Raw genomic sequence first — 25,889 nt, 5'->3', positions numbered from 1 at the left:
ACATATCAAATTATTACCCATCACATTTTTTGAGGTAAATCAAATGACATTCTTGTATAACAACAGCCATGATAGTGAGCCTCTAATCTCTGAATTAGAAAATCAGAATGGTAACGCTAATATAGCGAATATTGCTAGTAATGAAATATCTTTATTAAATGCGATCGCTCAGGAATTTAAAATTTGGCGGCGACAGTTACAAGACATTGCAACCCACATGCGCCAAGCACCAGATTTTGATACACTACTCAAAATAACTGTAGCGCAAATTAGAGAAAAGATTGGCTGCGATCGCGCCTTAATTTATCAGTTTACTTCTAGGGAATCAGGTAATGTTTTAGCAGAATCCAGAACACTAGGTTGGACACCAACTTTAGGCGAAAATATTCCCGGAATTATTTTTGGCTTATATACTAACCAAGACTATATAGAACCTGTAGTTATTGATGATATCAATCAGATTCAACTTACCCCTTATCAAAAGCAACTTCTAGAAAAATTTCAAATTAAAGCGAGTTTAAGTTTACCGATTGTAGTAGAAGGTAAAGTATGGGGTTTACTAGCAGTAAATAATTGCTACTCAACACGACAGTGGCAAGAAGTAGAAATTAGTCTACTGTCTCAAATTACAACAGAACTGACTTACAAATTACAGAGCTTTGAATTCCAAAAAGAACAGCGGCAGCGGATACTAGCAAAAAAATCAGTATCTAAAGTCGTCGACAAAATTCTGCGGGCATCAAATGTCGATAAGCTTTTTCAAACAACCACTCAAGAAGTACGTCAATTACTAAAATGTGATCGCGTCGGTGTCTATCGCTTCAAACCTGACTGGAGTGGCGAGTTCGTCTCTGAGTCAGTGGGTAATGGCTGGGTAAAAATGGTCGGCCCTGATTTTTATATGGTCTGGGAAGATACCCACTTACAAGAGACTCAAGGAGGACGTTATGCCAATGGTGAAAGCTTTGTAGTCAATGACATTTATCAAACGGGCCATGCTCAATGTCACATTGACATTTTAGAGCAGTATGAAATGAAGGCTTATATCATTGCACCGATATTTGCTGGAGAAAAATTATGGGGTTTGCTGGCAGCTTATCAAAATTCTGGGCCTCGTGATTGGCAACCTTGGGAAGAAACCTTTGTAACTCAAATTGGGTTGCAATTTGGTGTAGCTATCTCACAAGGGGAATATCTCGAACAAGTGCAAACAAAATCTGACCAACTAGCTCAAATAGTTGAACAAGAGAAAGTTTTCACCAAGATAGTCAACCGTATCAGACAATCTTCAGATGTAGAAAGCGTCTTCAAAACAACCACTCAAGAAGTGCGTCAATCACTACAATGCGATCGCGTCGCTGTCTATCGTTTTAACCCTGGCTGGGGTGGCGAATTTGTGGCTGAGTCTGTGGGTAATGGTTGGACAAAACTGGTAGGCCCTGATATCAAAACTGTTGTGGACGATACTTACTTGCAAGAAACTAAGGGAGGTAGGTATGTCAGAGGTGAAAACTTTATCGTTAATGACATCTATGAAGTAGGGTTAGCTCCTTGCCATATTGAGATTTTAGAGCAGTTTGAAGCCAAAGCTTACATCATTGTTCCGATATTCTTCGGAGATAAATTGTGGGGCTTGCTAGCAGCTTATCAAAATTCTAGCTCTCGTGAATGGCAAAGCTGGGAAGTGAACTTTTTGGTTCAGACTAGCTTGCAATTTAGCCTAGCTAAATCACAAATAGATTATTTGGAATTAGTGCGATTGAAATCTGAGAAACTAGCTCAGATAGCGGAACAAGAGAAAGCTGTCACCAAAATTAGTAACCGCATCCGGCAATCTTTGGATGTCGAAGAAATCTTCAAAACAACCGCTCAAGAAGTCAGACAATTACTACGATGCGATCGCGTCGCCGTATATCGCTTCAACCCTAACTGGAGTGGTGAATTTGTCGCAGAGTCCGCAGGTCATCTTTGGGTAAAACTGGTAGGCCCCGATATTAAAACCGTGTGGGAAGATACCCACTTACAAGAAACTCAGGGAGGTCGATACGCCCAAGGAGAAAATTTTGTTGTCAATGACATCTATCAGGTAGGTCATTCTCCTTGTCATATTGAAGTTTTAGAGCAATTTGAAGCCAAAGCTTATGTAATTGTTCCTGTATTTGCTGGTGAACAATTGTGGGGATTGCTGGCAGCTTATCAAAATTCGGGAGCTCGTGATTGGGAAGAATTGGAAGTCACTTTGTTAGCACGGATTGGTAGCCAGCTAGGACTAGCATTACAACATACCGAGTATTTGCAACAAGTACAAGCGCAGTCAGCAAAATTAGCAGAAGCAGCAGCACGAGAAAAGGCAGCCAAGGAGTTACTACAACAACGATCTATTCAACTCTTAAAAGCCCTTAGACCTGCTCTCAACGGCGATTTAACAGTACGCGCACCGATTACAGAAGATGAGCTAGGCACGATCGCTGACGCTTACAATAATACCTTACAAGCGCTGCGGCAAATCGTTATTCAAGTACAGGGAGCTGCTCAACAAGTTGCCCAAACTTCTAGCAATAGCGAGGCTTCACTAGCAGGATTGACCAATCTGGCGCAACAACAATCTGAGGAAATTACCGCAGCTTTAGGTGACATTCAACAGATGGCAGACTCTACTCAAGCTGTAGTGGCCAATGCAGAGTTAGTGCAACTAGCAGTGCAACAAGCCAATCGAACTGTCGAGTCTGGCGATACTGCCATGAACCTGACTGTAAAAGCCATCCAAGGAATTCGCGAAACGGTTGCTCAAACCAGCAAAAAGATTAAACGCCTCAGTGAATCTTCGCAAAAAATCTCCAAAGTGGTGAATTTGATTGGTAATTTTGCTACACAGACAAACGTACTGGCTCTGAATGCAGCCATTGAAGCCACTCGTGCCGGTGAATATGGCAAAGGCTTTGCAGTTGTAGCTGATGAAGTCCGTTCTTTATCTCGCCAGTCAGCAGCAGCAACCATCGAAATTGAAAAATTAGTCCAAGAGATTCAAGCAGAAACTGGGGAAGTTGCAGTAGCAATGGAAACTGGTATTCAGCAGGTAGTGGAAGGTACAAATCTTGTCAGTGACACTCGCCAAAACTTAAATGCGATCGTTTCTGCAACTGCCGAAATTAGTCAGCTAATCGAGCGAATTACCGCAGCGACTCAAAAACAAATGGCGCAATCTGTCACAGTAACTAAATCAATGCAAGATGTCGCCGGAATTGCCAATAAAACTTTTGCTGAATCTCAAGAAATTGCGAATGTGTTCCAAGATTTATCAGGAATGGCACAAGACTTATTAACAACTGCCGATAAATTTAAAGTCAAATAAATTTTAGATTTTAGATTTTAGATTTTGGATTATGAATGAGGAGGATTTTAAGCGGAGAACAAAGCAGCTAGCATTGCGAGTAATCCGCTTAGTAGAAGCTCTTCCGCAGAGCCGAACGGCAGATGTAATTGGCAAGCAGCTAATCCGTTCAGCAACATCTGTGGGAGCTAACTATCGGTCAGCTTGTCGTGGTAAGTCAACCGCCGATGTCATTGCTAAACTCAGCTTGGTGGAGGAAGAAGCCGATGAAAGTCTTTATTGGATGGAACTTATTGTTGAGGTTGGTTTATTACGACTGGAAAAAGTGAGCAATTTGATGTCAGAAAACACCGAAATTCTTGCAATGATAGTTGCATCAATTAAAACTTTACGTAACAAATCCAAAATCCAAAATTTAAAATCCAAAATATGATTACAGATAGCGAAATCCGCGAACAAGGATACATCTACTTTCTGGCTGAAGCCCCAGAATTAGTTCAAATTATTGAACAAGAACTATTTAGCTTGTCAGAAGGTTATAGTACTGCTAAAATTCACAACTTAATGCGAGCTACTCATACACTTAAAGGTGGTGCTGCTAATGTTGGGCTAGAAGTAATTAAGATGATTGCCCATTTTTTAGAAGATGTATTTAAGGCTCTCTATAATCCAAAAGTTGTAGTTGATGCTGAATTACAAACACTTTTATTACAAGCTTATGAGTGTCTGAGTATTGCATTAAATACTGAGCTAATAGGTAGTACTGTTAACGACCAAGAACTTATCCATCGGGCAACTTCAGTATTTTCACAGTTACAAGAAAAACTGGGTGATGCTTTTGGTGCTGACTCTCAGATTCCCACTTCTGAAGAATTAGGATTTGATATTGTGCAGTCGGTTTTTGAAACGGGAGTAGAACAACGTTTAAATAGTATTACTGACGCTGTTAAAAATCTACCTAGTGATGCTGAATTAATTGAGTTTTTACAGTCTCAAGGCGAGGTATTTTTTGGCTTGGCAGAATCTCTAAATTTACCTGGATTGGGAGAAATTGCCCAAAGCATTCTGTCAGCATTGCGAGCAAATCCCACCCAGGTAAGGCAAATTGCAGAAATTGCTCTTGCAGATTTACAAAAAGCACAAGAATTGGTACTAAAAGGCGATCGCACATCTGGTGGAGAACCTTCTCCAGATTTACGAAAACTCGCAACAGTGGTAAGTAATGAGCTATCTGAAGAATTACCAAATAATTCGTATCCTGGTATATATATCATCAATGAAGAACAGTTTTACCAGTTTCTCACGACATCTGATAACAATAGAAATGAATCAGTTAACCCCACAACTGCTAGGTTTTATTTAAAAGTAATTCGCTACATTTTTGGCTGGTTTAATCACCAGATGCAAATCCCAGAGTCAGAACTTAATTTGACATTACTGGTTCCCACATTAGAGGGAAAAAGTCTACTTAATTACATCGAAACCTGGCTGAAACATTTTCTCGATTTTGTTCAAGATGAAGAAGATAGCCCAAGTCTTTGTATTTATCGACGTGGGATCATCTTAATCATCCTATTTGCAGCTGCAAAATTTCAATATTCTCTGAAACCATCTGACAGCTACCTCTCAGGAATTAAAATATTACAACATCAAATTTATAAATTAGCAAAAGAGTATAAAAATTATCCTCCTGTGACTGGCGAAGAAAAAAATTGGTTGGATAGTCCTAAGTTACAAACACTGTTAGTTATTAAAGAGATATCTCAAGCAACTGATAACTTACTAGAAGCAATCTGGGGAGAAGAAGCTAATCAAAATCTTGCTGTTGAAGTCGTGAAGACTCAGACTAATGATTCTTTAACTGTCAGTGAGCAGTTAGTTGCAGATGTTCCTGAAACAGCTATTGAAGTCATGCCTGATATTTCTACACAAATCAATAAAGAAATAGAAGATCAATCACAGTATGTTCAAACTAAAAATTTTCGCCAACCTTCATTTATTCGGGTAGATACAGAAAGACTGCAACACCTCAACTATCTAGCAGGAGAATTGCTGATTTACCAAAAACGGCGTAGTTTGCAAGATGAACAAATCAAAGAAATAATTGAGCAATTAATCAAGCAACTCAATAGACATCAAACAACTTTAAATGAGTTACGTGATTTACCATTACAAATACAAAATATTACTTCACAAGAAACGCAAAGTTTTGCAGTGAATTTTGACTCTTTGGAAATGGATGTATATACAGAGTTTCATCTGACATTGCATGAAGCAATCGAAGAGACACTGCAACTACAAGAAACTACAGAATCTCTTGACTTGCTCGTGACGCAAGCTGCTCAAATTAGTGACAAACAAGAGAATTTAACTCTTAATATTATAGATAGCTTAGTAGAAGCACGAATGTCGCCTTTGGGCAATATCCTGAATCGCTTTCCCCACATGGTAAATAAGTTGGGGAATGTTCATGCCAAACTTGTAGAATTGAAACTTACTGGTAGTGAAGTATTGGTAGATAAAGCGATCGCAGAAAAGCTCTATGATCCCTTGTTACACTTAGTACGTAACGCTTTTGACCACGGGATTGAAACTCCACAAGTGCGCCGACAGCTGGCTAAACCAGAACAAGGTTTAATCGAAATCTGCGCCTATCATCAGGGTAGCCAAACTGTTATCGAAGTTCGTGATGATGGTCAGGGACTAAATTTAGACAGAATTCGTAGAAAAGCTGCTGAATTTTATCCCATACAAACTGAAGAAAAAACTAGAGCTTATGCTTCTAATCTAGCTGAATCTGAACTTTTAGATTTGATATTTTCGCCGGGATTTTCTACTGCTAATAAAGTGAGTGAAATTTCTGGGCGTGGGATGGGTTTAGATATTGTTCGTACTCAGATGCACGCGCTTAACGGCTCTATTTCCGTTCAATCTTTACCCAACCAAGGAACAATATTCACACTCAAAATCCCTTTTTCTATGACTACAGAAAAGTTAATGCTAGTTCAAGCCAAAGGTGTTGTTTATGGTCTGCTTTTGGACAGTATTGAAAAAATAGTGATTCCCTCTGAACAACAGATTAAAGAAATTGAAGGTAAAAAAGTCTTACTTTGGAACACAGACAATGATGAGACTATGGTTAGCCTCCGTCAACTTTCAAAGTTGATTGATTATAATGATTCATTCTTGAATAGTACTACTCCATACAATACATCAAATACTCAAGACTCAAGCGTAGCGAAAAATCCTGTGCTTTTGCTCCGACGAAATCAGGGAAAGGTTGCTTTAGAAGTTGACCAAATAATTGGTGAACAAGAACTAGTAATTAGACCTTTAGGAAATGCGATCGCACCGCCAAAATACATTTATGGTTGTAGTAGTTTAGCTAATGGCAATCTCATCTTAATCATTGATGCTTCGTTGCTAGTAAAATCTAGCGATATCCAACAAACAACACTTAATATCAGAGCGCTACCAGTCACTTCAGCTTCTTCCACAAATCAAAAAGTCTTGCCAATATCAGGACATAGTTTTTCATCTACACCACTACTTGCTGCATCGACTTCCACAACAACTATAGAAACCATAGAAACCCAACCAACTTATTCTCAAGGGCCAGATCATAAATCACCAAAAGTTGTTTTAGTAGTAGATGACGCAATTAGTCTCCGACAGACTCTTTCTCTCACTCTGCAAAAAGCTGGCTATCAAGTAATACAAGCTCAAAATGGTGTAGAAGCTCTAGAAAAGTTACAGTTACATCCTGAGATTCAAATTGTCGTCTCAGATTTAGAGATGCCACGAATGAACGGTTTTGAGTTATTGAGCAATTTCCGTCAATACACAAACTTAGCAAAAATACCTGTGGTGATTCTCACTTCTCGTAGCGCTGAAAAACATCGCCAACTTGCCCAAGAATTGGGTGCAAAAGCTTACTTGACCAAGCCTTTTTTAGAGCATGAGTTTATCTCTAAAATTAAGGAGTTAATTAACAGTAAGACAGATGGTTTAGACAATTTACTCATAGTGGCAAATCATTGATATTTTTAGAAATGCCATCGCCTTAACTACCAGGTAGATTATTTGGATCTACACCTATAGAACGTAAATACTGGGATAATTGTTCAGCCCTTTGTCGTTCTTGTTCAGCCAGCGATCGCTCCTGTTGTAACTGTTCTGCATCTGTCAAATAACGTTTTCCTTGCTCGTCATACCAACATAAAAATTCCTGTTGTATGCCGCCAATTACAGCTTGGTGTCGCCCAATACCTAACCCCACCTCTGGCATCAAATAGGGTTCACCTATTTGTAGTTGGTACTTTCCATCGATCAACTTATACACTTCAAAGGGTTGATGTTGATCGCGTCGCCAAAACTCAGGGTTATAAATTACGTAGTACAGTACACCGAGTTTTCTGTATATATCTAGCTTCTCGTCGTATTCACCCCCTGGGGTGTGCGATACCATTTCTAATGTGAATATTGGAACTATCCCATTTTCTTCCCAAACCGCGTAACTTTTGCGTGATTTGCCTCCCTTTTTTCGTTCTACTCCCACACTTAAAAAAGCATCTGGCACTACAGCTACTCTGGGATTTACTCCTGTAGTGTGATACACTCCCATATCTACTCCAAAATACCAATCCATGCGATTTGCCCAAATGGAGTTGAGTAAGAAGAGTAAAATATTGGGCAAAAAGTTTTGGTCTTCGTTATCCACTGGCGTATCGTCTGAACAAGGGAGTTCGTCAGTCGTCGGTAACGCATTTTTGAGATCGGGTGAGAGCATAACCGTTGTCTCGCTGGCGTTTGATGCCTTTATTATAAATGGGCTAAACAATTTTGGATTTTGGATTTTGGATTTTAGATTGCTTCTGTGCGAAACCCTGTTTGCGTTCAAACCTATTTCATTTTTGGGGAAAGTTGCACGATCGGCTCTGCGTACTTGAGCAAACTCTCTAAGATAGATTTTGACTTTTCAATCCAAAATTTAAAATTCAAAATCTAAAATTCGGTGACGGAAAGTTTAGCGTTTGGGTGTAACTTCACCAAACTTAATTAAAAGTGCGATCGCAATACTAACAAGTAAAATTAACGTCATACTCAAGGCTGAACCAAATCCCCAATTTTGCGTTGCTCCAAGAAACTGGTTATAAACTAACCGCGCCGCCGTCATACTAGAAGCACCACCGAGTAATTCTGGATCGACAAAATCCCCCAAACCTGTGATAAATACAAGCATGGAAGCAGCCGCAATTCCGGGAAAAATTTGCGGTACAGTTACTTGGAAAAAAGTTTCCACAGGATTTGCACCTAAATCAGCCGCCGCTTCTAGTAACCGCTTGTCTAACTTTTCGAGAGAGGCATATAAAATCAAAACCATATATGGTAACAAGCTGTAACTCATGCCAATTAATACGGCTTGACTATTGTTCAGTAATTCCAAAGTAGGTAAGCCTAAATTGCTGAATAAACCGTTCAATAAGCCAGTAGGACGAAGAATGGTAATCCAAGCATAAGAGCGGAGTAACGAAGAAGTCCACAAAGGTAGGACAAAGCCTAATAACAGTAAATTTCGCCAACGTTGCGGCGCTATCTGAGCAATCCAATAGGCGACGGGGAAGCCCAAAATTAAACAAATGATTGTAGTGCCAAACGCAAAAAATAGCGATCGCCCAATTACTTGCAGGTAAAGAGAGTCAAATATTCGGATGTAGTTTTTGAATCCGTTGGGATTAACTATATCTCCCGGTCGGATATCTGCAACTAAACTTAACTCGAAGATTATCAAAGCTGGCAACACCAACAAAAGTAATAACCAAATCCCAGATGGTGCAAGTAATACCAAGGGTTGTAGCCAACTTACTTGTGGGCGATGCAATTCTTCTATTTTAGAAATATTATTTTTTTCCAAATTAATCACTCCTAACCCTGTTAATTTTAGATTTTGGATTTTGGATTGAATTGAAAATCTAAAATCCAAAATTTATTTAGCTACTGGTTAATTGAGTCCAATAGCGATCGTAAACCTCTTCAAATTCCTGTACAGGAGCAACACGTTCACAATTTTTTAAAAGTGACTCTGGCGGAAACAAATTAACATTGCTTTGGATTATTTTTGGCAATTGCTCAAATCCGGCGCTATTCGGTGTAGAAATGTTTAGGCGTTGACTAATTTGGGCTGCTATTTCTGGTTGTAAAATCATGTTAATCCAAGCATAGGCTCCAGCCTTGTTGGGGGCTGTTTTGGGAATTACAATAGTGTCTGTCCATAATGAAGAACCACTGCGAGGAATCACATATTTTAGTTTAGGGTTTTCTTGAGAGATTTTCACTGCATCTGCTGAATAACACATTGCTAGTATTAAATCCCCTGCCAGGATTTGATTTTGCCAAGCGTCGGTATCAAAACGTGCGATCGCAGGTTTTAGCACCTTCAATTTCTCATAAGCTTGTTTGATTTCTTGTTCATTTTTAGAGTTGTAAGAATAACCTAGCATTCGTAACGTTGCACCCATAACTTCTCGAACATCATTAAGCAAAGTCATCCGCTGATTAAGTTGCTCTTGATTTTGCCAAAGGTAATCCCAGTCTTGTGGTGCATCTTTAATTTTTTCGGAATTGTAAAGTAAACCTGTTGTCCCCCAGTTAAAAGGGATACTGTAGCGGTTATTGCGATCGTAACTAGGATTCTGAAATCGGGGAAATAAATTCTCTAGACCGATTAAGCGATCGTGATTTATTTCTGTTAGCAAACCCTTGTCTACCATCTTCTGCACCATGTAATCAGATGGGTTGATGATGCTATAAGTGCCACCGCCTCCAGCTTGCAATTTAGCCAGCATGACATCATTAGAATCATACACATCCGCTAGCACTTTCATGCCAGTTTGGGTGCTAAAGGTTTTCAATAATTGGTTGTCAGTATATTGTGTCCAGGTAAAGATATAAAGTTGGTCACGCTGACTATTCGTATTAGAATTAGCACGTACTTCAGCCAGCCTCCAGCCACAACCAGCTAAAGATAAGCCAGAAAGTGCTGCCACTCCTTTTAAAAATTGGCGTCTGTTAGTCATTAAGTTAATAGTCAATCATATTTTGTATTGTTGCCAATTGATTTTAGATATGTTTTTAATTGCAATGTTCATAGCCAGCTTAAACATTAACTTAAGTGTATATACTTGTGCAACTGTTAATAATTTACCTTTGTCGGACTGGGGATTGGGAATTAGGTCTGTATTGCACTCAACTGAGAAGCGCTATCTTTATGAAGAAGGGGAAGGGGGAAAGGTAAAAACCGTACTGCGTCCCGCTCCGCTAACGCCCGCAAGTGGCGTGACCTGTTCATCCCTTTCCCCTTTCCCCTTTAACCTTTTCCCTTTTCCCTTTTATCTTCCCAATCCCCAATCCCCAGTTCAACTCACTGTAATAACTGTTCCCACACTCTCATTGGCCGATCTATCCACCGCACACACGGCATAGGTTCCGGCTTGTTGGACGGTAGCGAAGGTTGTGCCAGCAGACAAAATTCGCCCAATTGTCCAAGTATCGCCAGTTTGTCGATAAAGTGTCCAAGAACGAACTGGCTGATTATCTCCAGGCTGCCAACTCAGTTTGCGGTTATTAACTTGTAGTCCAATGGGTGGAGGGGGTGGTGTTGTATCTTGCCAAGGCAAAGTTGGCGGTAACGCAGGTTTGTTATAAAGCAGACTTTGAAATTTATCAGCAATTCCCTGACTATTTTCTGTCAAAACACTGAGGTTAAAGAAGATATTACCCAGTGACAACTGTCCAGCTTGGCTACGACTAATTTTCACCTGCTTTTCAATCTCATCACTCTCTCGACTCTTGTTGCTTGGTTCTGTTAAATTGTTACCAGCGTAAACGTGTCTTTGCTTTGTGTTTACCTGTGTCCACCACTGTAGTAACGCCGGATAACTTTGTTGTGGTTGATCTGTGCGCCAGTAAAGTTGAGGCGCGATATAATCAATCCAGCCTTCTTCTAACCATTTTTTCGAGTCGGCATACAGCACGTTGTAAGCATCTAATCCAGTAATACCAGCGGGTTGTCCGGGGCGATAAATTCCAAAGGGACTAATACCGAATTTAACGTCGGGTTTGGTTGCTTTAATTCCCTGGTAGAGGCGCTGTACCATTTTGTTAACATTGTCCCGTCGCCAGTCGCCAAGGCTGAGAGTACCACCAGCTGCTTTATATGCAGCGTAAGTTTTGTCATCGGGGAAAGACTGTCCCTCAATAGGATATGGATAGAAATAATCATCTAAGTGAATGCCATCAACATCGTAGCGCTTCACTACATCGATGATTACGTTATACGCTCTATCCTGAACTATTTTCAGTCCTGGGTCCATCCACCGTTGAGTTTTCCACAAATAAACGCTTTCTGGATTGGTAGCTGCTATGTGGGGACGGACTGTTTTGGCTGGGTCAGTGGAAGTGCTAGCGCGGTAGGGGTTAAACCAAGCATGGAGTTCAATATTGTGCTTATGACATTCTGCGATCGCAAACGCTAAAGGGTCATAAAATGGTTCTGGTGCTTTTCCCTGAGTCCCGGTAATCCAAGCACTCCAAGGCTCTAATTGGGATTCATATAAAGCGTCACCCTCTGGCCGCACCTGGAAAATGAGGGCATTGAAGTTTAACGCTTGTAATTTAGTAATAATCTCGGTGAGTTCAGCTTTTTGTTGGGCAACAGGAAGTCCCGCTTTAGAAGGCCAATCACCATTCCACACAGATACTACCCATGCACCCCGGAATTCCCGGCTATGATTTACCTTTACGCTACCGACAGGTGTGGGTGTTGGGACGGGTGTCGGTATCGGTGTCGGCGTTGATATTGGCGGCTGCACTAGGTAACTAGAGGCAATTTTTTCTGCCTTACCTAAATACACCAAAGCTTGATAAATAATCACTGCCACATCTGCACGGGTGGCTGCGAGATTGGGATTGAGTAATTTGATATTTGGGAAACTAACCACCAATCCCGCGCTAGTGGCAATAGCTACCTGATTTCTACCATACTCAGGAATCTGAACAGAATCTTGGTAAATCTGTGAAAGTTGTGAGAGGAGGTCAGATTTTACCTTAGTAGCAACTTCTAAACCTCCTACCAAAGCAACTAAAACTTCTACTCTCGTAATTCGGTTAGCGGAACGGAAAGTCTTATCAGGAAACCCACTAAGAAATGCTTTTTCGTAAGCTGTTTGAATGGCGGCTGCTGCCCAATAATTAGTAGGTACATCAACAAAAGGGACATATTGCCGCTTCTTGGAAATTGTCCCAAATGCATTAGCGATGATGGCAGCAAATTCAGCGCGGGTAACAGAGTTATCGGGGCGATAGATGCCGTTAGGCAATCCACTGACAATACCACGTTGGGCTAAGGCTGTAATAAATGAGCGTGCCCAATGGTTTTGAATATCCGAGAATGGAGTAGCAATAGATACCATTGTTGATTGCAGCTAGCTGGCCTTGATTTTGATTTCCTTAGTTAATCTAGCAATTTTGTTGGCAATCGCTGCTGCAATGTCTTGTAAACTTTTTTGGGGATTGGGTAATACTATTCGGTTAAGGCAAGAGACGCGATGAATAGCCGTCTCTACAATAATCAGTCTTTTGTAGAGACGGTGATTTATCGCGTCTTTGTGATGATTTATTGCATCTTTTAGCGATCTAAAATTTTCATCAAAAAACCTTAATCGAAAAGTATTCTGGGGATTAGGCATTCAGAAAATTGTTCTCTAGTCCCCAGTCCCCAATCCCCATTCAAATAGAACGCGCATTCAATGACAGCATTACGCGTGAAATGCCGGTGAAAATAATACTGACACCAACTAGTGTGCCAAGAAGCCAGGGCGCATTGAAAGGCCACTGAAACCAAATCATTGCACCTAAGACTAGCGTAATAATGCCATCACCTAGTATCCACGTCCAGTTGTTTTGGGAGCGTAACTGAAATGCCAGAATTAACTCGAATGTGCCTTCAGTTAGCAAGAAAGTACCAAGCAACAGAGTTAGGGTGAGAACACCTGTATAAGGGTAAACAAACAACATTATGCCTGTTGCAATATAAAGTCCGCTTAATAGAAGTTTCCAAATAAAACCTCCTCGATCGCGGGTTTGAGTGGCGTACACTAGTTTTGTAAATCCGGCGAAAATCAAAATCGCGGCAATCCAAGTTTCGGCGAATAGGGTGGTGAAGTTAGGCACTGCGATCGCAATCACCCCTAAAATACTCAGGAGAATACCAGTTATCAGCGATCCATTAATATCCTTCTTAGTATCTCTAGAAATATCGGTTGTCATAGAAATTTTTTCCCTCTGCTCAGATTAAACTCTAAATTTAGGTTAGGGAATTTTTTAGTCATAGGGTATAACCCATAGGTAGACTCGCCGGTATTAACTTACAAAAGTTCTGCAAGCCTGCTTAGACGCTCATAAACAGAGATGAGGCGATCGCCTTCAAGTTCAACAGAAGTATTTGGATAATTCTGAATGGCTCCAAGTAGTGTAACTTGACCATTTTGTTTAATAGATGCACTTAAAGCGCTTCGCAACGCTTGTTGATCTAGTTGTCCTGCGGGAGGATGAACTACCTCACCAATTTGGTTTACTAAAATTGGCCCAGCCCAACTAGATAGTAAGCTATCTAAAAACCCAGGATCGGCTTTGATTGGTGCTTTCAGTGCCTTACGAGCTAATGCAGGATCTTGTTTGGCTGCCTGTAAATAAGCTGTTAATGTCGGGGTAGTCTTGCCTGTCTCTGTAAACTGACTTAATTCTTCAACAGATATTTGCCCCTGAAAAGTACCATACTTTAAAATAACTTGCTCGGCAGCATTAGCATTAGTGGTTGAGAATAGAACAATAGCACCTACGCCTAAAGCTACTGTTTGAGTGAGTAACTTAGCGAATTTCCGACTGTTTAATCGATTGAAAAGTGGATAAATCTGCATTTTGTCTAACTTTATAATGGTGCGGAGCGTATATAGGCAAAAAATACCTATATCTTAGTATCAAACATTTTCATCAGGCGAAACAGCATGAGGTAGTATTGACTTATCTTCATCTAAGGTTGGTGCAGGCACGCCCAAATGCTTCCTTGCAGAATCTTCCGCCAGCTTTCGGTCTTGCTCGTTCTCGAACTGATTCTCATCTAATAAGTGAGGGTTTTTTGCCGCTTCATCTCGGCTTGGTCGATAGCCATTTTTCCACCTGTACTTCCAGTCCATAACTTAAAAGGCAGATATATTGCAATTTTATTTCTTTGTTCTTTATCGTAGGCGCTGAATGGAAAGTGATACTCCTGCTATGGGTTGAAGAGGCTGATCCAGAGGGTATAAATTTAACATCTTAGAGTAAGAATACTTCACGTTACAATATTTAATACATTAATATACGGGCAAATACTTATGAGTGGCGATCGCAAATCTTAGTATGGTCATGAACTGCGATCGTTCATCAGCTACTATGTTGAGTAGCGCTGAGAGCGATCGCAAATCTTAGTATGGTCATGAACTGCGATCGTTCTTCTGAATTCTTTAGGACTTACGCAAAAGTACACGCGGTAGGGGCAATACCCTGCGGGAAGCCGCAACTCTTGGAGACGCACTCGCGTTCGCGTCTACATGAATTGCCCCTACCTGAAAATAGGGTTTCGGCTATTGTTTGCGTAAGTCCTGTTCTTCTTCAATTTTGTCCTAAATCGCCAAGTACAGCTAGCTGTACGCGCAAAATTCCTTGAATTACCTGTTGTACAGCTTCTTTACTCAAGCTGCCATCTACCCGAACAATTCGTGAGGGATGGGATGCTGCTAAATGTGCGTATCCTTGCTGAACGCGGCGATGAAAAGCGATTGTTTCTTGTTCAATACGGTCTAGTCCTACTTGGTCTGAGAGTTTGCGGGAAAGTCCGACTTCGACATCAACATCTAGCCAAATAGTTAAGTCGCTTTCTAAACCACCAGTGGCAATATTATTAAGCTGATTGATTAAACTGATATTCAGACCGCGACCATATCCTTGGTAGGCAATGGTAGAGTCAGTGTAGCGATCGCATAAAATATATTTCCCAACTGCGAGATTTGGTTTAAGTTCTTGTTCAACATGTTGCGATCGGTCAGCAGCATACAATAAGAGTTCTGTCACTTCTGCAACTGGTTTATCTTCTGACTTTTCTAGTAGCAAGCGGCGAAGATGTACACCTAACTCTGTTCCCCCTGGTTCACGAGTTACCACTACAGAAACACCGAGACTTTCCAACCACTCAGAACAAAGCTGCATTTGGCTGGTTTTGCCACAGCCTTCCACCCCTTCAAATACAATTAATTTCCCACCCATGCTTTTTTGTTCGCTGCAATAAACTGATTCGCTGACGTTTCATCAGATCAAGAATAGCGCGAAGTGTAAAATCTTAAACTGTAATTGCGTAGACGTAGCCCATCGTAGATATCGCAGTCTATGATTCGATACAGTTCAGATAATGACCAAAACACTTGTAGAGACGGCGATTTATCGCGTTTATGATTTAGTTGTCTCACAAATTGCCGTAACTGAGACGGTATAGTATTTCGCCAGCTTTCGGCACAAGCAATATACCTTCATCCTCTCGGTTAGCCCATTCTGTGGGTTGAATAGTCGCCGGGTCACGATAGTTTAAGTTATGAGCAGCACAGCGTTCAGCAGAAATCCCAGTAGCTAAAGTAACACGAATCCGCGCTTGTTCTCCTTTTATCGGATCAAAAGTACCCATTCCTTTTAAGTGAGTACTATGGGCCAACACTCCAGCAGGATAGTCTTGGAATTTATGCCACTGTTTGAGAAAGTAATCCCGCACATGATAGCCAATTTCGGATAAGATTTCGCCGTGTGTATAGCTAAACTCAGTAATGTGAGGAGCATATATAATTACCTCCCCTCCATTGGCCACTACTGGCTCTAGCTTGTACATACCTTTAGCTGCTGTCCAAATGTCATCATACATTTGGGGCATGACTGAAAGCACTTGTTTAAAAGGCCGATCTACATATTTAATATGCAGTTTAGCTGATAATTTTGAAGCGACTTCCCAGGCTGATTCTGGTTCATCTATATAAAGTCCAGCTAACTGATTTGTTTTGGGTGCGACTACCATCGCCAAACAAAGTTTTGGGGTAGAAATCAGGTTAGCTGCTCGGTTAATCAAACGCCGGACTGGTGTTATTCCCAGCGTACCAATAATTTCATAACAGGTGATTAAAGCACCTAACCAGTGTGAGAGATTAATTACTTCTTGACCACCAATCCCAGGAAAAAAATATTTATTTCCACCAGAGAAACCGACAACTTCATGGGGGAAAACCGGGCCACAAATCACGATCAAATCGTATTTTGTTACCAGCTTATTAATCCGCACATCAACTGACTGATGCAGCATTCCAGAACTAATTTCTGCTATCTCGTCTGCCGAAATTACTCCACAAGAAATAAAGGTATCTGGCTCATTCCAAAGGTGGTTAAATATGTGAATTTTTCTAAAAGTTGTCTTTCGTTCCTCTGGTGTCACTCCTACCAAGTGATTAATCTGTTCTTCACTCATAGGATTATGTGTACCCAGAGCAATTAAAAAATCCAAAGCCGCTACTCTTTTATTCAACTCCTGATAAAGCAATCGAAACATTTGCGGGATGGGAGCAGTGCGGGTACTATCTGGAATTAACACCAAGATGCGCTGTCCATCTAACTTAGGATCTGCCAAAGCTTGATGAACTAGCCCAGAAACTTGCTCATCTGAAAGTGTCCCCTTATTTACAGCCAGTGAATACATGATTAAACTCCACTGTAGATACTAAATCCACCATCTACCGGTACAACTACCCCGTTAACAAAACTAGAACCAGCACTACATAACCAAATCAAGGTGCTGAGTAATTCATCTGGTTTTCCGAAACGTCCGGCGGGGGTATGGTCAATAATTTTTTGCCCGCGAACGGTTAAACTACCATCAGAATTTAGGAGTAAATCTCGATTTTGTTCGCCAATAAAAAAACCTGGTGCGATCGCATTTACTCGCATTCCATCACCATACTTTTGGGCGAGTTCTACAGCTAACCAGCGAGTAAAGTTATCTATCCCCGCTTTCGCAGCTGAGTAGCCAACCACCCGACTAATTACCCGAATGGCAGACATAGAAGAAATATTCACAATGCAACCGTAGGGCTGACTTCTTTCCACCATTGCTTGACCGAAAACCTGACAAGGTAATAGAGTCCCAACTAAATTGAGGCTAACTACTTCCTCAAAGGCTGTATGTGGCATATCAAAAATAGTCGCATCAGCAGTAATTGTGGCAGCCGGAATATTACCACCAGCCATGTTTACCAAGATGTCTATTTCACCCCAACGCTGTATAATAACATCCCTAGCCATTTCTAATTGGGAGCGATCGCTAACATCTGCCACCACAGCGATACTTTCTCCACCATTAGCAGTAATCTCAGCCACCATCGCCCCCGCCCGTGCTTCATTACGACCCAAAACTACAACTCGCGCTCCAGCCAGAGCCAAACCCTTTGCCATAGCCCCACCAAGCACACCAGAACCACCCGTAACTACCGCTACCCGCTCCTTCAAGCTAAAAAGTTTACTTAAAATCAAAATGATTCCCCCACTTAGTAAAATTCTCTGCGTACCTCTGCGCTTCCCTCCGCGCGACGGCAGTCGCTACAACGGGGGGAACCCCCGCAACGCGCTGCCTCCCCTCTGCGTTTAAACTCCCCCTCAATTCCCCTCAAACTTATAAGCAACCTTAGCGAGGTCATAAGCCAAAGCACGAGCCATCTCATACCCTTCCTCCTCCTCAACCAATCCCCGCGCAACCAATCCAGCCAACCAATTACAAGCTACCCGCCGCCACACATTATGACGAGCCGGAATCGAAACAAAAGCCCGTGTATCATCATTAAATCCGGCAGTATTATAAATTCCCGCAGTTTCCATTACCTGATTGAAATAACGCTCCATACCATTTACGCTGTCATGAAACCACCAAGGCGGCCCAAGCAATACAGTAGGATAATGACCAGCTAACGGAGCCATCTCGCGGCTATAAGCGCTTTCATCCATACCAAAAATAATTAGATGGAAGCGCGGATCATTACCATAAGCTGATAACAACGGACGCAGATTTTGAGTCCATTCTATTTTTACGGGAATATCAGCACCTTTATCAGCTCCAAATCTCTCAAATAAAGCCGGGTTATGGTTACGCATCACACCGCAATGCATTTGCATTACCAAGCCATCTTCCACACTCATCCGCGCCATTTCCATGAAGATATGACCGGTAAAATTTTCCACATCACCTGGATTCAGCTTGCCGGTTAATGCTCTTGCAAAGATAGCTTCAGCTTCTTGCTCAGAAAGGCGTGTGGTATAAGGTGTAGCTGCACCTTGATCGGTAGCTGTCGCGCCCATTCTTTTAAAGAAAGCTCGACGTTCTTCTAAAGCTTGCACAAAATTGGCATAAGTATTAATTTCTCTACCGATAGTGCTTTCTAACTTGCTAAGATTTTCGCGCCAACCAGGAGCATCCAGATTAACCACTGCATCGGGACGAAAAGTTGGTCTAATTTGAGTAAAACCTTCTTCGTGGAGCGATCGCTGATTCTCTAGGTTATCACTGGCGGCATCGGTAGTACAAAGCACTTCGATGTTAAAGCGTTTGAATAAAGCACGAGGGGAAAACTCAGGTAAAGCTAACAAACCTTCTAGACAATCATAGATATATCTTGCGTTACGAGAATTTAAAGGTTCATCCACCCCAAAGACGTTAGTTAGTTCCTCTTTCAACCACAACCCAGAGGGAGTAGCCTGGAATAGATAAAAATGGTCAGCGAACAATTGCCAAATTTTGCGGTGGTCGGTTTCTACAGAAGAACCATCATTAGTAGGTATGCCCAAAGCTTGCAGAGATACACCCCGACTGTATAGCATCCGCAAAAGGTAGTGGTCAGGAATAATTAGTAATTCCGTTGGTGAACCAAAACGAGCTGCGGGATTAGCTAACAAAGCTGGATCTACGTGTCCGTGTGGACAAACTAGAGGTAACGCAGATATGCTATCAAAAAATTGATGAGCTAGTCGTCTTTGAAGTGGTTCTGGAGAAAAACAGCGATCGGGAGATAAACTCGGTTTTTTGGTTAACATATTTTTGTCCGATTAAAATTTTTAGTGTTGCTGAGTGCAAATAAGAATGATAAAAAAAGGGAAAAGGTTAAAGGGGAAAGGGGAAAGGGATGAACAGGTCGCCCCACTTGCGGGCGTTAGCGGAGCGGGACGCAGTACGGTTTTTACCTTTCCCCCTTCCCCTTCTTGATAAACAGCCTACTCTTTCCCTCTTGGCGTACTTGGCTGTTCGTTTAATAATTAACTGCGTCTTCACAACAAATTAGTATGAAATTATTTGATTAATTTAGTACTACTACCACGCTGTACTAGAAAAGGAGATAAAACACGGTTTTCCACAGTTTTTTCTTCTATTAAATCGAGTAACATTTGCATGGCATAACCACCAATTTCTAACATTGGCTGACTAACTGTGGTCAGCGCCGGCGTAACGTAATTGCCCAAAGCAATACCATCAAATCCGACCAGACTTAAATTTCGCGGTACTAAAATACCTAATTCTTGGCAGGCTAACAAAGCGCCAACTGCTACCATATCGTTGTAACAAAAGATGCCTGTAACTTCCGCAACCAATAGTTTAGCAAGCATATTTTGCCCGGTGGCAACATCGCTTCTTCTGATATTATATTCATCACTAATTGAAACCCAATCAGTATTTTGTGGGATACCAGCTTCCGCAAGGGCCATTTGATATCCTTCTAGGCGCTGCTTATTTGACCTGCTGCGATCGCCTACACCCAGATAACCAATGGCAGTATGTCCCAAACTAATTAGATGCTCTGTAGCTAACTTAGCACCTAAGCGATCGTCTATTTCTACTGAGTGAAATATTTCCGATTGATCTTCCGTCTGGCTATTAATCAGAACCGTTGGCACAGCAATTTGTGTGAGTTGCTTGATATGCTGCTTACTAATTCGTGAGTCGGCTACTAAGATCCCATCCACCCTACGGCGATGAAAAGTATCAATAGCTGCCATTTCCTGATCAAAATCTCGGTGTGAAGCACTTAATAAAACACTCAATCCTGCTGGTCTGGCTATCTTCTCGATTCCCTCTACTACCTCTGCAAAAAAGGGATCTGAAATTGAAGTTACTACCACACCAATGGTATTAGTACGTTTATTTTGCAAGCTTTGAGCAATAGCATTTGGCACATAGCTCATCTCCTGCGCCAGTCGCTTAATTTCTTCTCGCACTTTCGGGCTAATTAGAGCATTATCTCGCAAAGCGCGTGAAACTGTAGAATGAGAAACGCCTGCCCTGCGGGCAATATCTTCAATGGAAATTCTTCGTTTATTCATTATTTTATCTTAGCTTTTAAATATTGCACACGTGTGCATTTGTATGTATTATAGAAAATAATCGTTATTTGTCAAGAGATTTTAATACAACTCACATTTTAGATGGAAAGGATTTACAAGTCCTGAATTTTACCTCTGTTCATAATTACAACTACAAATTCCGAATTAGTTAAACTTTTATTAAGAAAAAAAATGATTATTATCGTAATGGGTGTATCTGGTTCTGGGAAAACTACCATCGGAAAACTGCTAGCAGACTCCTTAGACTGGGAGTTTAGTGATGCTGATTCTTTCCACTCGCCAGAGAATGTTGAGAAAATGCGGTGTGCTATTCCTCTGAGTGAAGCTGATAGGATGCCTTGGTTACAAGATTTGCAAACAGCTATTAAACACTGGCTACAAGAAAATAAAAATGTGGTGCTGGCGTGTTCGGCTTTAAAAGATAGCTATCGGCAATTTTTGGTATTGGATAGCGATGGCTCCGCCAACGCCAAGGGCGATCGCATCAAGCTAGTTTACCTCAAAGGGTCTTATGAGTTGATTCAAATGCGGTTACAAGAGCGCAGCAATCATTATATGAGTGAAAAACTGCTCGACAGCCAGTTTTATACTCTTGAAGAACCATTAGACGCTCTATGTATTGATGTTGCACAGCCACCCCAGATAATTGTCCAAAATATTAGAACAGCTTTGGAAATTTAGCTTATCGGTGACAACCGTAATATTAAGATTAATCACGTATCTACGAAAACATGAACTTTTGGCAACTAAATCACATCAGATGTAAGTCTAAATAGATATCAAAGTAACCACATTAACTAGAGTGGTAGGAGAAAACTAGTGTTTTTAAGATTAGCGCAACAACATCGAGAATTCGTTCAAGACTTGGTAATGAGCCTGCAAGCCTTGACAATTGTACTTGAACGGCATGGTTATACTGCGTCATGTTATACATGCGGCGACCAAATGAAGAGTGCTTCATTTATGGTTAGCCTCAGAGAAAAGCACCTGATTCGATTTTTAGTGTCTGATTACGGAATTACTTGGATGGAATTGTGGGACGATCGCGAATTAATGAAGTTGGAAGGTGCAGAAGCGATAAACCAACTACAAGAGTTAGGTAATATTGTCAAGTATCCCACTGCCATACAATTAAAAAATTGATACTGTGCTGGCAGAGTCCGACATCAAGATTAACATAGGTTTTGCACATATATGTAAGACAAAACATCAGCTTATATTTTGTTTTTTAACTATTTTTATCATTAGTTAATACTCTATCTTGTAGGGTGGTGAATATCAATAAAGTAAGAGTGAGAGTGGCGCGTTAATCTGTGTTGATGAGGATGGGTATGTGGCTCTGACTCTAGTATTTCCTGGTGATAGTTGTGCTGATGATGTTCATCGTGAATATGTGAGTGTTCGTGCCACATATTTTCATGGACGTGTTCGTATTCATCGACTGGAGGCTTTAAGGTAAGTTGCACCACAACCAGCAGTGCTAAACCAACTAAACTGCTATACAGGAATTCACCTTCAGGAAATTTACTTCCCAGCCACCCAGCCAACGGATAAGAAATTGCCCACCACAAGTGACTCCAAGCAAAATGTGCGCCGTAAACCCGTCCTTGAGCATCACGGGGAATACGATCTGCAATCAAAGTTTGGGTGGGTAAGTTCACACAGTTTTGTCCAAAACCAGCCATTAGCCACAAAACCATCAATAGACTCAAAGAAGCGTAATTTGCTCTTAGTAGGGATAAAGTTATCAAAATCGCACCAAACAACACAAAGGTTGTTCGGGTAAAGCGTTGACTGTAAAATGACACTATGAGCATATTCCTTGATGTTACAGAGTTATGATGCGATCGCAGTGGTACAAGGTTGCCGCTACCGAAATGACAATTAGCGATCGCATCAGTGCTTTGTCTTAACTAAAATTTACATTTTGTCTACTTTGTCAATGTGTTGCCTAATATCTAAATTCTTTTGCTCCAACCGAATTGGACAAAACACTTGATGAAGTCAATCATGCACAGGTATCCAAAGACGAAAAGAAACTTAACACACATTCTTGCACACGTGTGCAAGAATTAAAGAATAAGTCTAATAAATGTTTTGCACACCTGTGCATAAAAATGAGTGTAAAAGCATTATTTAACAAATCAACAAGTAGGAAAATATGTCGAAAACTCTAAATAATGTCATTGCTCAAGCTCAAAACAATCCCTTACATTCCTTAGAAGAATGGGAAGAAGACTTGCTAAATCGCTATCCCGATCCAGAAAGCATAGTTAAAGAAGGTAAAGCCACTGAAGAGTACAGAAATTACGAAACAACTATTAGAGATACGGTAAAAGAGTTTTATCGGTTAAATCATATTAATCAAACATACGATTTTGTACTTCAGAAAGAAAAAGAATTTTTGAAGTTTGATAAAAAAGAAATGTCTGTTTGGGATGCAGTCGAATTTTTGAATCAATTGGTTGATGATTCCGATCCTGATACAGATATGGATCAATTACAGCATCTATTGCAAACATCAGAAGCCATTCGCGCCGATGGTCATCCTGACTGGATGGTACTTACTGGCTTCTTTCACGATATGGGGAAAGTACTTTGTCTGTTTGGTGAGCCTCAATGGGCTACTGTTGGTGATACTTATCCTGTAGGTTGTGCATTTTCTGATAAAATTGTTTTCTCAGAATTCTTCAAAGAAAACCCTGATTATCAGAACCCCGACTACAACACTAAATATGGCATTTATGAGCCTAACTGTGGATTGAGTAATGTACATATATCATGGGGGCATGATGAGTATTTTTATCAGATGATGAAAAACTATTTACCCGAACCTGCATTGTATATGCTTCGCTATCACTCATTTTATCCTCAACATCGTGAAAATGCTTATGAACATTTGATGGATAAACATGATAAAGAAATGTTTAAATGGGTGAGTTTATTCAATCCCTACGATTTGTATTCAAAAAACCCCATTCCTCCTGATTGGCAGAAATTAAAACCATACTATGAAGATTTGGTGGCTAAATATTTACCAGCAACGTTAAAGTTTTAAGCTGCTTGAAGAAGAATTCAGGAGTCAGAATCAAGACGCGACGCTTGAATACTCGCTAACGCTACGCTATCCACCAGTCATACAGAATTCATTCTGAATTCTGACTCCTGAATTCTGTTTGATAACAAATAAATATGCTTGCCAAGCAGATTTGAGTTAATTTAAAAATCTAACTAAAAGATATTCACATTTCTCAAAATCCTGGCATTCACAGTCAAAAATTCCCCTAATATAACAATATCTTTTCTGAAGGAGATTGATTGAGAAATGTTAAAGTTTTTAACATTGAACAAAATGTTGAATAGTCGAATTTATGCAGATGCTTTGCAATGAAGACTTTAGGCTATGTAGGGAAATTTCAACTCTTTTTAGTTTGTAAAGTTCAATAAACAAAATTAATTTTTGCACTGGAGCAATATAAAATGAAACAAGTCAAAACAAATAAAGATTTACAAGTTTAATAAAACTAATTTTTGGAAGTTTCACTTAAAAGCTGTTTTCAGACTACGCACTACTGAATTAATTTCACCAAAAAATAATGTGATTATTTGAAGTCGTGTAATGTTCATAGCTTTGCTTTAAAAATAAAACATCTAGTTTCGTGAAACTAACAGTAATAACTCAAATTAGCAATACAGTTCAGATAGAGCAACAAAACACTTGTAGAAACGGCGATTTATCGCTTATCGAAAACCCAAAATTGTTGCCAGTAGACCTTAACCCAAGCGTATTGAAATTAGAAGACCTTTGGAGTTGAAATTCCAAAAGCTAGTAACATCACTAACCAGGTCTAAAGTTTTCAGACCTAGTTTATATTGTGATGACTCGACAGATTTATATTCTACTGACTTTTCTCAAATTTAAATCCGTTGTTAGAAATAGATGAATATGAAGAGAATTACGCTGATAGTTGGTATATTAGGTTTTGCAGTTGTTGGTTGCACAAATGGCGCTCAAAATAGCGACACTGCTACTAATAATACTAACAAGGCTACTAATATAAGCGCAGAGAGTCTTACTAATCCAAATAAAAAATTGCAAACAATCGGCGTTGCTTTGGGTGACTTAGGCAATCCTTTCTATAATGCAGTGCAGAAGGGGGCTGAGACAGAAGCCCAGAAAATTGCGGGTAATATCAGAGTTAATGCGGTTTCTAGTGCTTTTGATCTGAACCAACAAAGCAACCAAATCGAAAATTTTACCGCTGCGAAGACTGATTTAATTATCCTTAGCGCTGTTGATAAAAAAGGAGTTAAACCCGTAATTGACCAAGCAAGGCTTGCAGGTAGGGTTGTGATTGCAGTAGATTCAGCCGTTGATGCAGATGTAGATGCGATGATTAGTTCCAACAATATTCAAGCTGGTGAGGTTGCTTGTCAATATATTGCCGATCGCCTCAAAGGTCAAGGTAGTGTAGTCATCCTCAACGGTACGCCGATGGATTCAATCAATCAGCGAGTGAGTGGGTGTGAGAAATCATTGTCCAAATATCCTAATATCAAACTCATCTCTAAAGACCAAAACGCCGAAGGGACAAGGGATGGAGGATTAAGAGTCATGAGTGATTTGCTGACAACCTTTCCCAAAATTGATGCCGTTTTTGCCACCAACGACCAAAGCGGTGTCGGCGCAGATTTAGCAGCGAGACAAGCAAAACGTAAAGAATTTTTTATTGTTGGGGTTGATGGATCGCCAGATGCAACCAAAGCAATGGAAGATAAGGATGGTGTATTTGCTGCAACTGCTGCTCAAAATCCCGCAGGGATGGCCCAAAAAGCGGTTCAGATTGGCAATGATATCATCCAGGGTAAAAAACCTGAGTCACCGAATATTCTGATTCCAGTCAACTTGGTTACTAGAGAAAATCTCAGCAGCTACAAAGGCTGGTAATTTGTAATTCGTAATTCGTAATTCGTAATTACAAGATACGGAAAAAGACTTGATACAGGAAGATTGCAATACTCGTCCCTGTTTTTTTAATACATCGTTTTC

21 protein-coding genes are annotated in these 25,889 nt (G+C 40.6%); 7 read left to right on the top strand and 14 right to left on the bottom strand.

The features are described from left to right. The first annotated feature begins 43 nt into the window (after nucleotides 1–43). From FD723_RS00890 to FD723_RS00880, 3 genes are read left to right on the top strand one after another with little or no spacing between them, the layout of a single operon-like run. The gene (locus tag FD723_RS00890; protein WP_179063675.1) at nucleotides 44–3,352 is read left to right on the top strand and encodes a GAF domain-containing protein; all 3,309 of its coding nucleotides are present in this window, start codon (nucleotides 44–46) and stop codon (nucleotides 3,350–3,352) included. A 31-nt stretch (nucleotides 3,353–3,383) separates the two neighbouring features. Beyond that, nucleotides 3,384–3,764, top strand: coding sequence for a four helix bundle protein (locus FD723_RS00885; RefSeq protein WP_179063674.1), 381 nt, complete (start codon nucleotides 3,384–3,386; stop codon nucleotides 3,762–3,764). Beyond that, nucleotides 3,761–7,372, top strand: coding sequence for a hybrid sensor histidine kinase/response regulator (locus FD723_RS00880; protein WP_179063673.1), 3,612 nt, complete (start codon nucleotides 3,761–3,763; stop codon nucleotides 7,370–7,372). Before FD723_RS00885 ends, FD723_RS00880 begins: the two co-directional genes overlap by 4 nt. A 22-nt stretch (nucleotides 7,373–7,394) precedes the next feature. On the opposite strand, the gene FD723_RS00875 is transcribed toward FD723_RS00880, so the two are convergent. The 13 genes from FD723_RS00875 to FD723_RS00815 all read right to left on the bottom strand — a co-directional run bounded on the left by FD723_RS00875 (nucleotide 7,395) and on the right by FD723_RS00815 (nucleotide 20,818). Continuing rightward, nucleotides 7,395–8,120: a Uma2 family endonuclease gene (locus FD723_RS00875; protein WP_179063672.1), complete on the bottom strand. Its 726-nt coding sequence runs from the start codon at nucleotides 8,118–8,120 to the stop codon at nucleotides 7,395–7,397. 237 nt (nucleotides 8,121–8,357) lie between these two features. After that, on the bottom strand, nucleotides 8,358–9,251 hold the full coding sequence (locus tag FD723_RS00870; RefSeq protein WP_179068976.1) for an ABC transporter permease: 894 nt from the start codon (nucleotides 9,249–9,251) through the stop codon (nucleotides 8,358–8,360). A 70-nt stretch (nucleotides 9,252–9,321) separates the two neighbouring features. Then, complete coding sequence (locus tag FD723_RS00865; protein ID WP_179063671.1) at nucleotides 9,322–10,407, bottom strand: PotD/PotF family extracellular solute-binding protein; 1,086 nt, start codon at nucleotides 10,405–10,407, stop codon at nucleotides 9,322–9,324. 339 nt (nucleotides 10,408–10,746) lie between these two features. Next, nucleotides 10,747–12,801, bottom strand: a complete 2,055-nt coding sequence (locus FD723_RS00860) for a family 10 glycosylhydrolase (protein ID WP_179063670.1) — start codon at nucleotides 12,799–12,801, stop codon at nucleotides 10,747–10,749. A gap of 12 nt (nucleotides 12,802–12,813) precedes the next feature. Next, entirely contained in the window at nucleotides 12,814–13,077 is a 264-nt protein-coding gene (locus FD723_RS00855; RefSeq protein WP_179063669.1) for a hypothetical protein, read from the bottom strand. A gap of 40 nt (nucleotides 13,078–13,117) precedes the next feature. Beyond that, nucleotides 13,118–13,657 (bottom strand): HdeD family acid-resistance protein, encoded by a 540-nt coding sequence (locus FD723_RS00850; protein WP_179063668.1) that lies wholly within the window; start codon nucleotides 13,655–13,657, stop codon nucleotides 13,118–13,120. Between the two features lie 98 nt (nucleotides 13,658–13,755). Continuing rightward, nucleotides 13,756–14,307 carry an alpha/beta hydrolase gene (locus tag FD723_RS00845; RefSeq protein ID WP_179063667.1) on the bottom strand — a complete coding sequence of 184 codons (552 nt, stop codon included), beginning with the start codon at nucleotides 14,305–14,307 and terminating at the stop codon, nucleotides 13,756–13,758. 60 nt (nucleotides 14,308–14,367) lie between these two features. Then, nucleotides 14,368–14,583, bottom strand: a complete 216-nt coding sequence (locus tag FD723_RS00840) for a bromodomain-containing protein (RefSeq protein ID WP_179063666.1) — start codon at nucleotides 14,581–14,583, stop codon at nucleotides 14,368–14,370. Nucleotides 14,584–15,040: 457 nt separating this feature from the next. Next, the gene (gene tmk, locus FD723_RS00835; protein ID WP_179063665.1) at nucleotides 15,041–15,691 is read right to left on the bottom strand and encodes a dTMP kinase; all 651 of its coding nucleotides are present in this window, start codon (nucleotides 15,689–15,691) and stop codon (nucleotides 15,041–15,043) included. A gap of 196 nt (nucleotides 15,692–15,887) precedes the next feature. Then, on the bottom strand, nucleotides 15,888–17,156 hold the full coding sequence (locus FD723_RS00830) for a lactate racemase domain-containing protein (RefSeq protein ID WP_179063664.1): 1,269 nt from the start codon (nucleotides 17,154–17,156) through the stop codon (nucleotides 15,888–15,890). A gap of 2 nt (nucleotides 17,157–17,158) precedes the next feature. Continuing rightward, nucleotides 17,159–17,986 carry an SDR family oxidoreductase gene (locus tag FD723_RS00825; RefSeq protein ID WP_179063663.1) on the bottom strand — a complete coding sequence of 276 codons (828 nt, stop codon included), beginning with the start codon at nucleotides 17,984–17,986 and terminating at the stop codon, nucleotides 17,159–17,161. 123 nt (nucleotides 17,987–18,109) lie between these two features. Further along, nucleotides 18,110–19,537: a glucuronate isomerase gene (gene uxaC / locus FD723_RS00820; RefSeq protein WP_179063662.1), complete on the bottom strand. Its 1,428-nt coding sequence runs from the start codon at nucleotides 19,535–19,537 to the stop codon at nucleotides 18,110–18,112. Nucleotides 19,538–19,789: 252 nt separating this feature from the next. Beyond that, a complete protein-coding gene (locus FD723_RS00815) occupies nucleotides 19,790–20,818 on the bottom strand; it encodes a LacI family DNA-binding transcriptional regulator (RefSeq protein ID WP_179063661.1) in 1,029 nt (342 codons plus the stop codon). Between the two features lie 192 nt (nucleotides 20,819–21,010). Here FD723_RS00815 and FD723_RS00810 point away from each other — a divergent pair, with 192 nt between their 5' ends. Further along, nucleotides 21,011–21,520: a gluconokinase gene (locus tag FD723_RS00810; RefSeq protein WP_179063660.1), complete on the top strand. Its 510-nt coding sequence runs from the start codon at nucleotides 21,011–21,013 to the stop codon at nucleotides 21,518–21,520. A 138-nt stretch (nucleotides 21,521–21,658) separates the two neighbouring features. Beyond that, nucleotides 21,659–21,982: a DUF1815 family protein gene (locus FD723_RS00805; RefSeq protein ID WP_179063659.1), complete on the top strand. Its 324-nt coding sequence runs from the start codon at nucleotides 21,659–21,661 to the stop codon at nucleotides 21,980–21,982. A gap of 113 nt (nucleotides 21,983–22,095) precedes the next feature. Here the strand turns inward: FD723_RS00805 and FD723_RS00800 are convergent, their stop codons facing one another. Next, entirely contained in the window at nucleotides 22,096–22,647 is a 552-nt protein-coding gene (locus FD723_RS00800) for an MFS transporter (RefSeq protein WP_256875005.1), read from the bottom strand. A 353-nt stretch (nucleotides 22,648–23,000) separates the two neighbouring features. Between FD723_RS00800 and FD723_RS00795 the strand changes: the two genes are divergently transcribed. Both FD723_RS00795 and FD723_RS00790 read left to right on the top strand, forming a co-directional pair. Continuing rightward, complete coding sequence (locus FD723_RS00795) at nucleotides 23,001–23,897, top strand: inositol oxygenase family protein (protein ID WP_179063657.1); 897 nt, start codon at nucleotides 23,001–23,003, stop codon at nucleotides 23,895–23,897. An 888-nt stretch (nucleotides 23,898–24,785) separates the two neighbouring features. Beyond that, nucleotides 24,786–25,787 (top strand): ABC transporter substrate-binding protein, encoded by a 1,002-nt coding sequence (locus FD723_RS00790; protein WP_179063656.1) that lies wholly within the window; start codon nucleotides 24,786–24,788, stop codon nucleotides 25,785–25,787. The last annotated feature ends 102 nt before the right edge of the window (nucleotides 25,788–25,889 follow it).

Source organism: Nostoc sp. C052, from assembly GCF_013393905.1.
Lineage (GTDB): Bacteria > Cyanobacteriota > Cyanobacteriia > Cyanobacteriales > Nostocaceae > Nostoc.
The sequence above is the reverse complement of the archived record's forward strand: the minus strand, read 5'-3'. Positions and strand labels throughout refer to the sequence as shown.

What these genes read in the sequence shown, in the direction of transcription:
- FD723_RS00890 (WP_179063675.1), top strand. Translation starts at nt 44, where the DNA reads ATGACATTCTTGTATAACAACAGCCATGATAGTGAGCCTCTAATCTCT.
- FD723_RS00885 (WP_179063674.1), top strand. Translation starts at nt 3,384, where the DNA reads ATGAATGAGGAGGATTTTAAGCGGAGAACAAAGCAGCTAGCATTGCGA.
- FD723_RS00880 (WP_179063673.1), top strand. Translation starts at nt 3,761, where the DNA reads ATGATTACAGATAGCGAAATCCGCGAACAAGGATACATCTACTTTCTG.
- FD723_RS00875 (WP_179063672.1), bottom strand. Translation starts at nt 8,120, where the DNA reads ATGCTCTCACCCGATCTCAAAAATGCGTTACCGACGACTGACGAACTC.
- FD723_RS00865 (WP_179063671.1), bottom strand. Translation starts at nt 10,407, where the DNA reads ATGACTAACAGACGCCAATTTTTAAAAGGAGTGGCAGCACTTTCTGGC.
- FD723_RS00860 (WP_179063670.1), bottom strand. Translation starts at nt 12,801, where the DNA reads ATGGTATCTATTGCTACTCCATTCTCGGATATTCAAAACCATTGGGCA.
- FD723_RS00855 (WP_179063669.1), bottom strand. Translation starts at nt 13,077, where the DNA reads ATGCCTAATCCCCAGAATACTTTTCGATTAAGGTTTTTTGATGAAAAT.
- FD723_RS00850 (WP_179063668.1), bottom strand. Translation starts at nt 13,657, where the DNA reads ATGACAACCGATATTTCTAGAGATACTAAGAAGGATATTAATGGATCG.
- FD723_RS00845 (WP_179063667.1), bottom strand. Translation starts at nt 14,307, where the DNA reads ATGCAGATTTATCCACTTTTCAATCGATTAAACAGTCGGAAATTCGCT.
- FD723_RS00840 (WP_179063666.1), bottom strand. Translation starts at nt 14,583, where the DNA reads ATGGACTGGAAGTACAGGTGGAAAAATGGCTATCGACCAAGCCGAGAT.
- tmk (WP_179063665.1), bottom strand. Translation starts at nt 15,691, where the DNA reads ATGGGTGGGAAATTAATTGTATTTGAAGGGGTGGAAGGCTGTGGCAAA.
- FD723_RS00830 (WP_179063664.1), bottom strand. Translation starts at nt 17,156, where the DNA reads ATGTATTCACTGGCTGTAAATAAGGGGACACTTTCAGATGAGCAAGTT.
- uxaC (WP_179063662.1), bottom strand. Translation starts at nt 19,537, where the DNA reads ATGTTAACCAAAAAACCGAGTTTATCTCCCGATCGCTGTTTTTCTCCA.
- FD723_RS00815 (WP_179063661.1), bottom strand. Translation starts at nt 20,818, where the DNA reads ATGAATAAACGAAGAATTTCCATTGAAGATATTGCCCGCAGGGCAGGC.
- FD723_RS00810 (WP_179063660.1), top strand. Translation starts at nt 21,011, where the DNA reads ATGATTATTATCGTAATGGGTGTATCTGGTTCTGGGAAAACTACCATC.
- FD723_RS00795 (WP_179063657.1), top strand. Translation starts at nt 23,001, where the DNA reads ATGTCGAAAACTCTAAATAATGTCATTGCTCAAGCTCAAAACAATCCC.
- FD723_RS00790 (WP_179063656.1), top strand. Translation starts at nt 24,786, where the DNA reads ATGAAGAGAATTACGCTGATAGTTGGTATATTAGGTTTTGCAGTTGTT.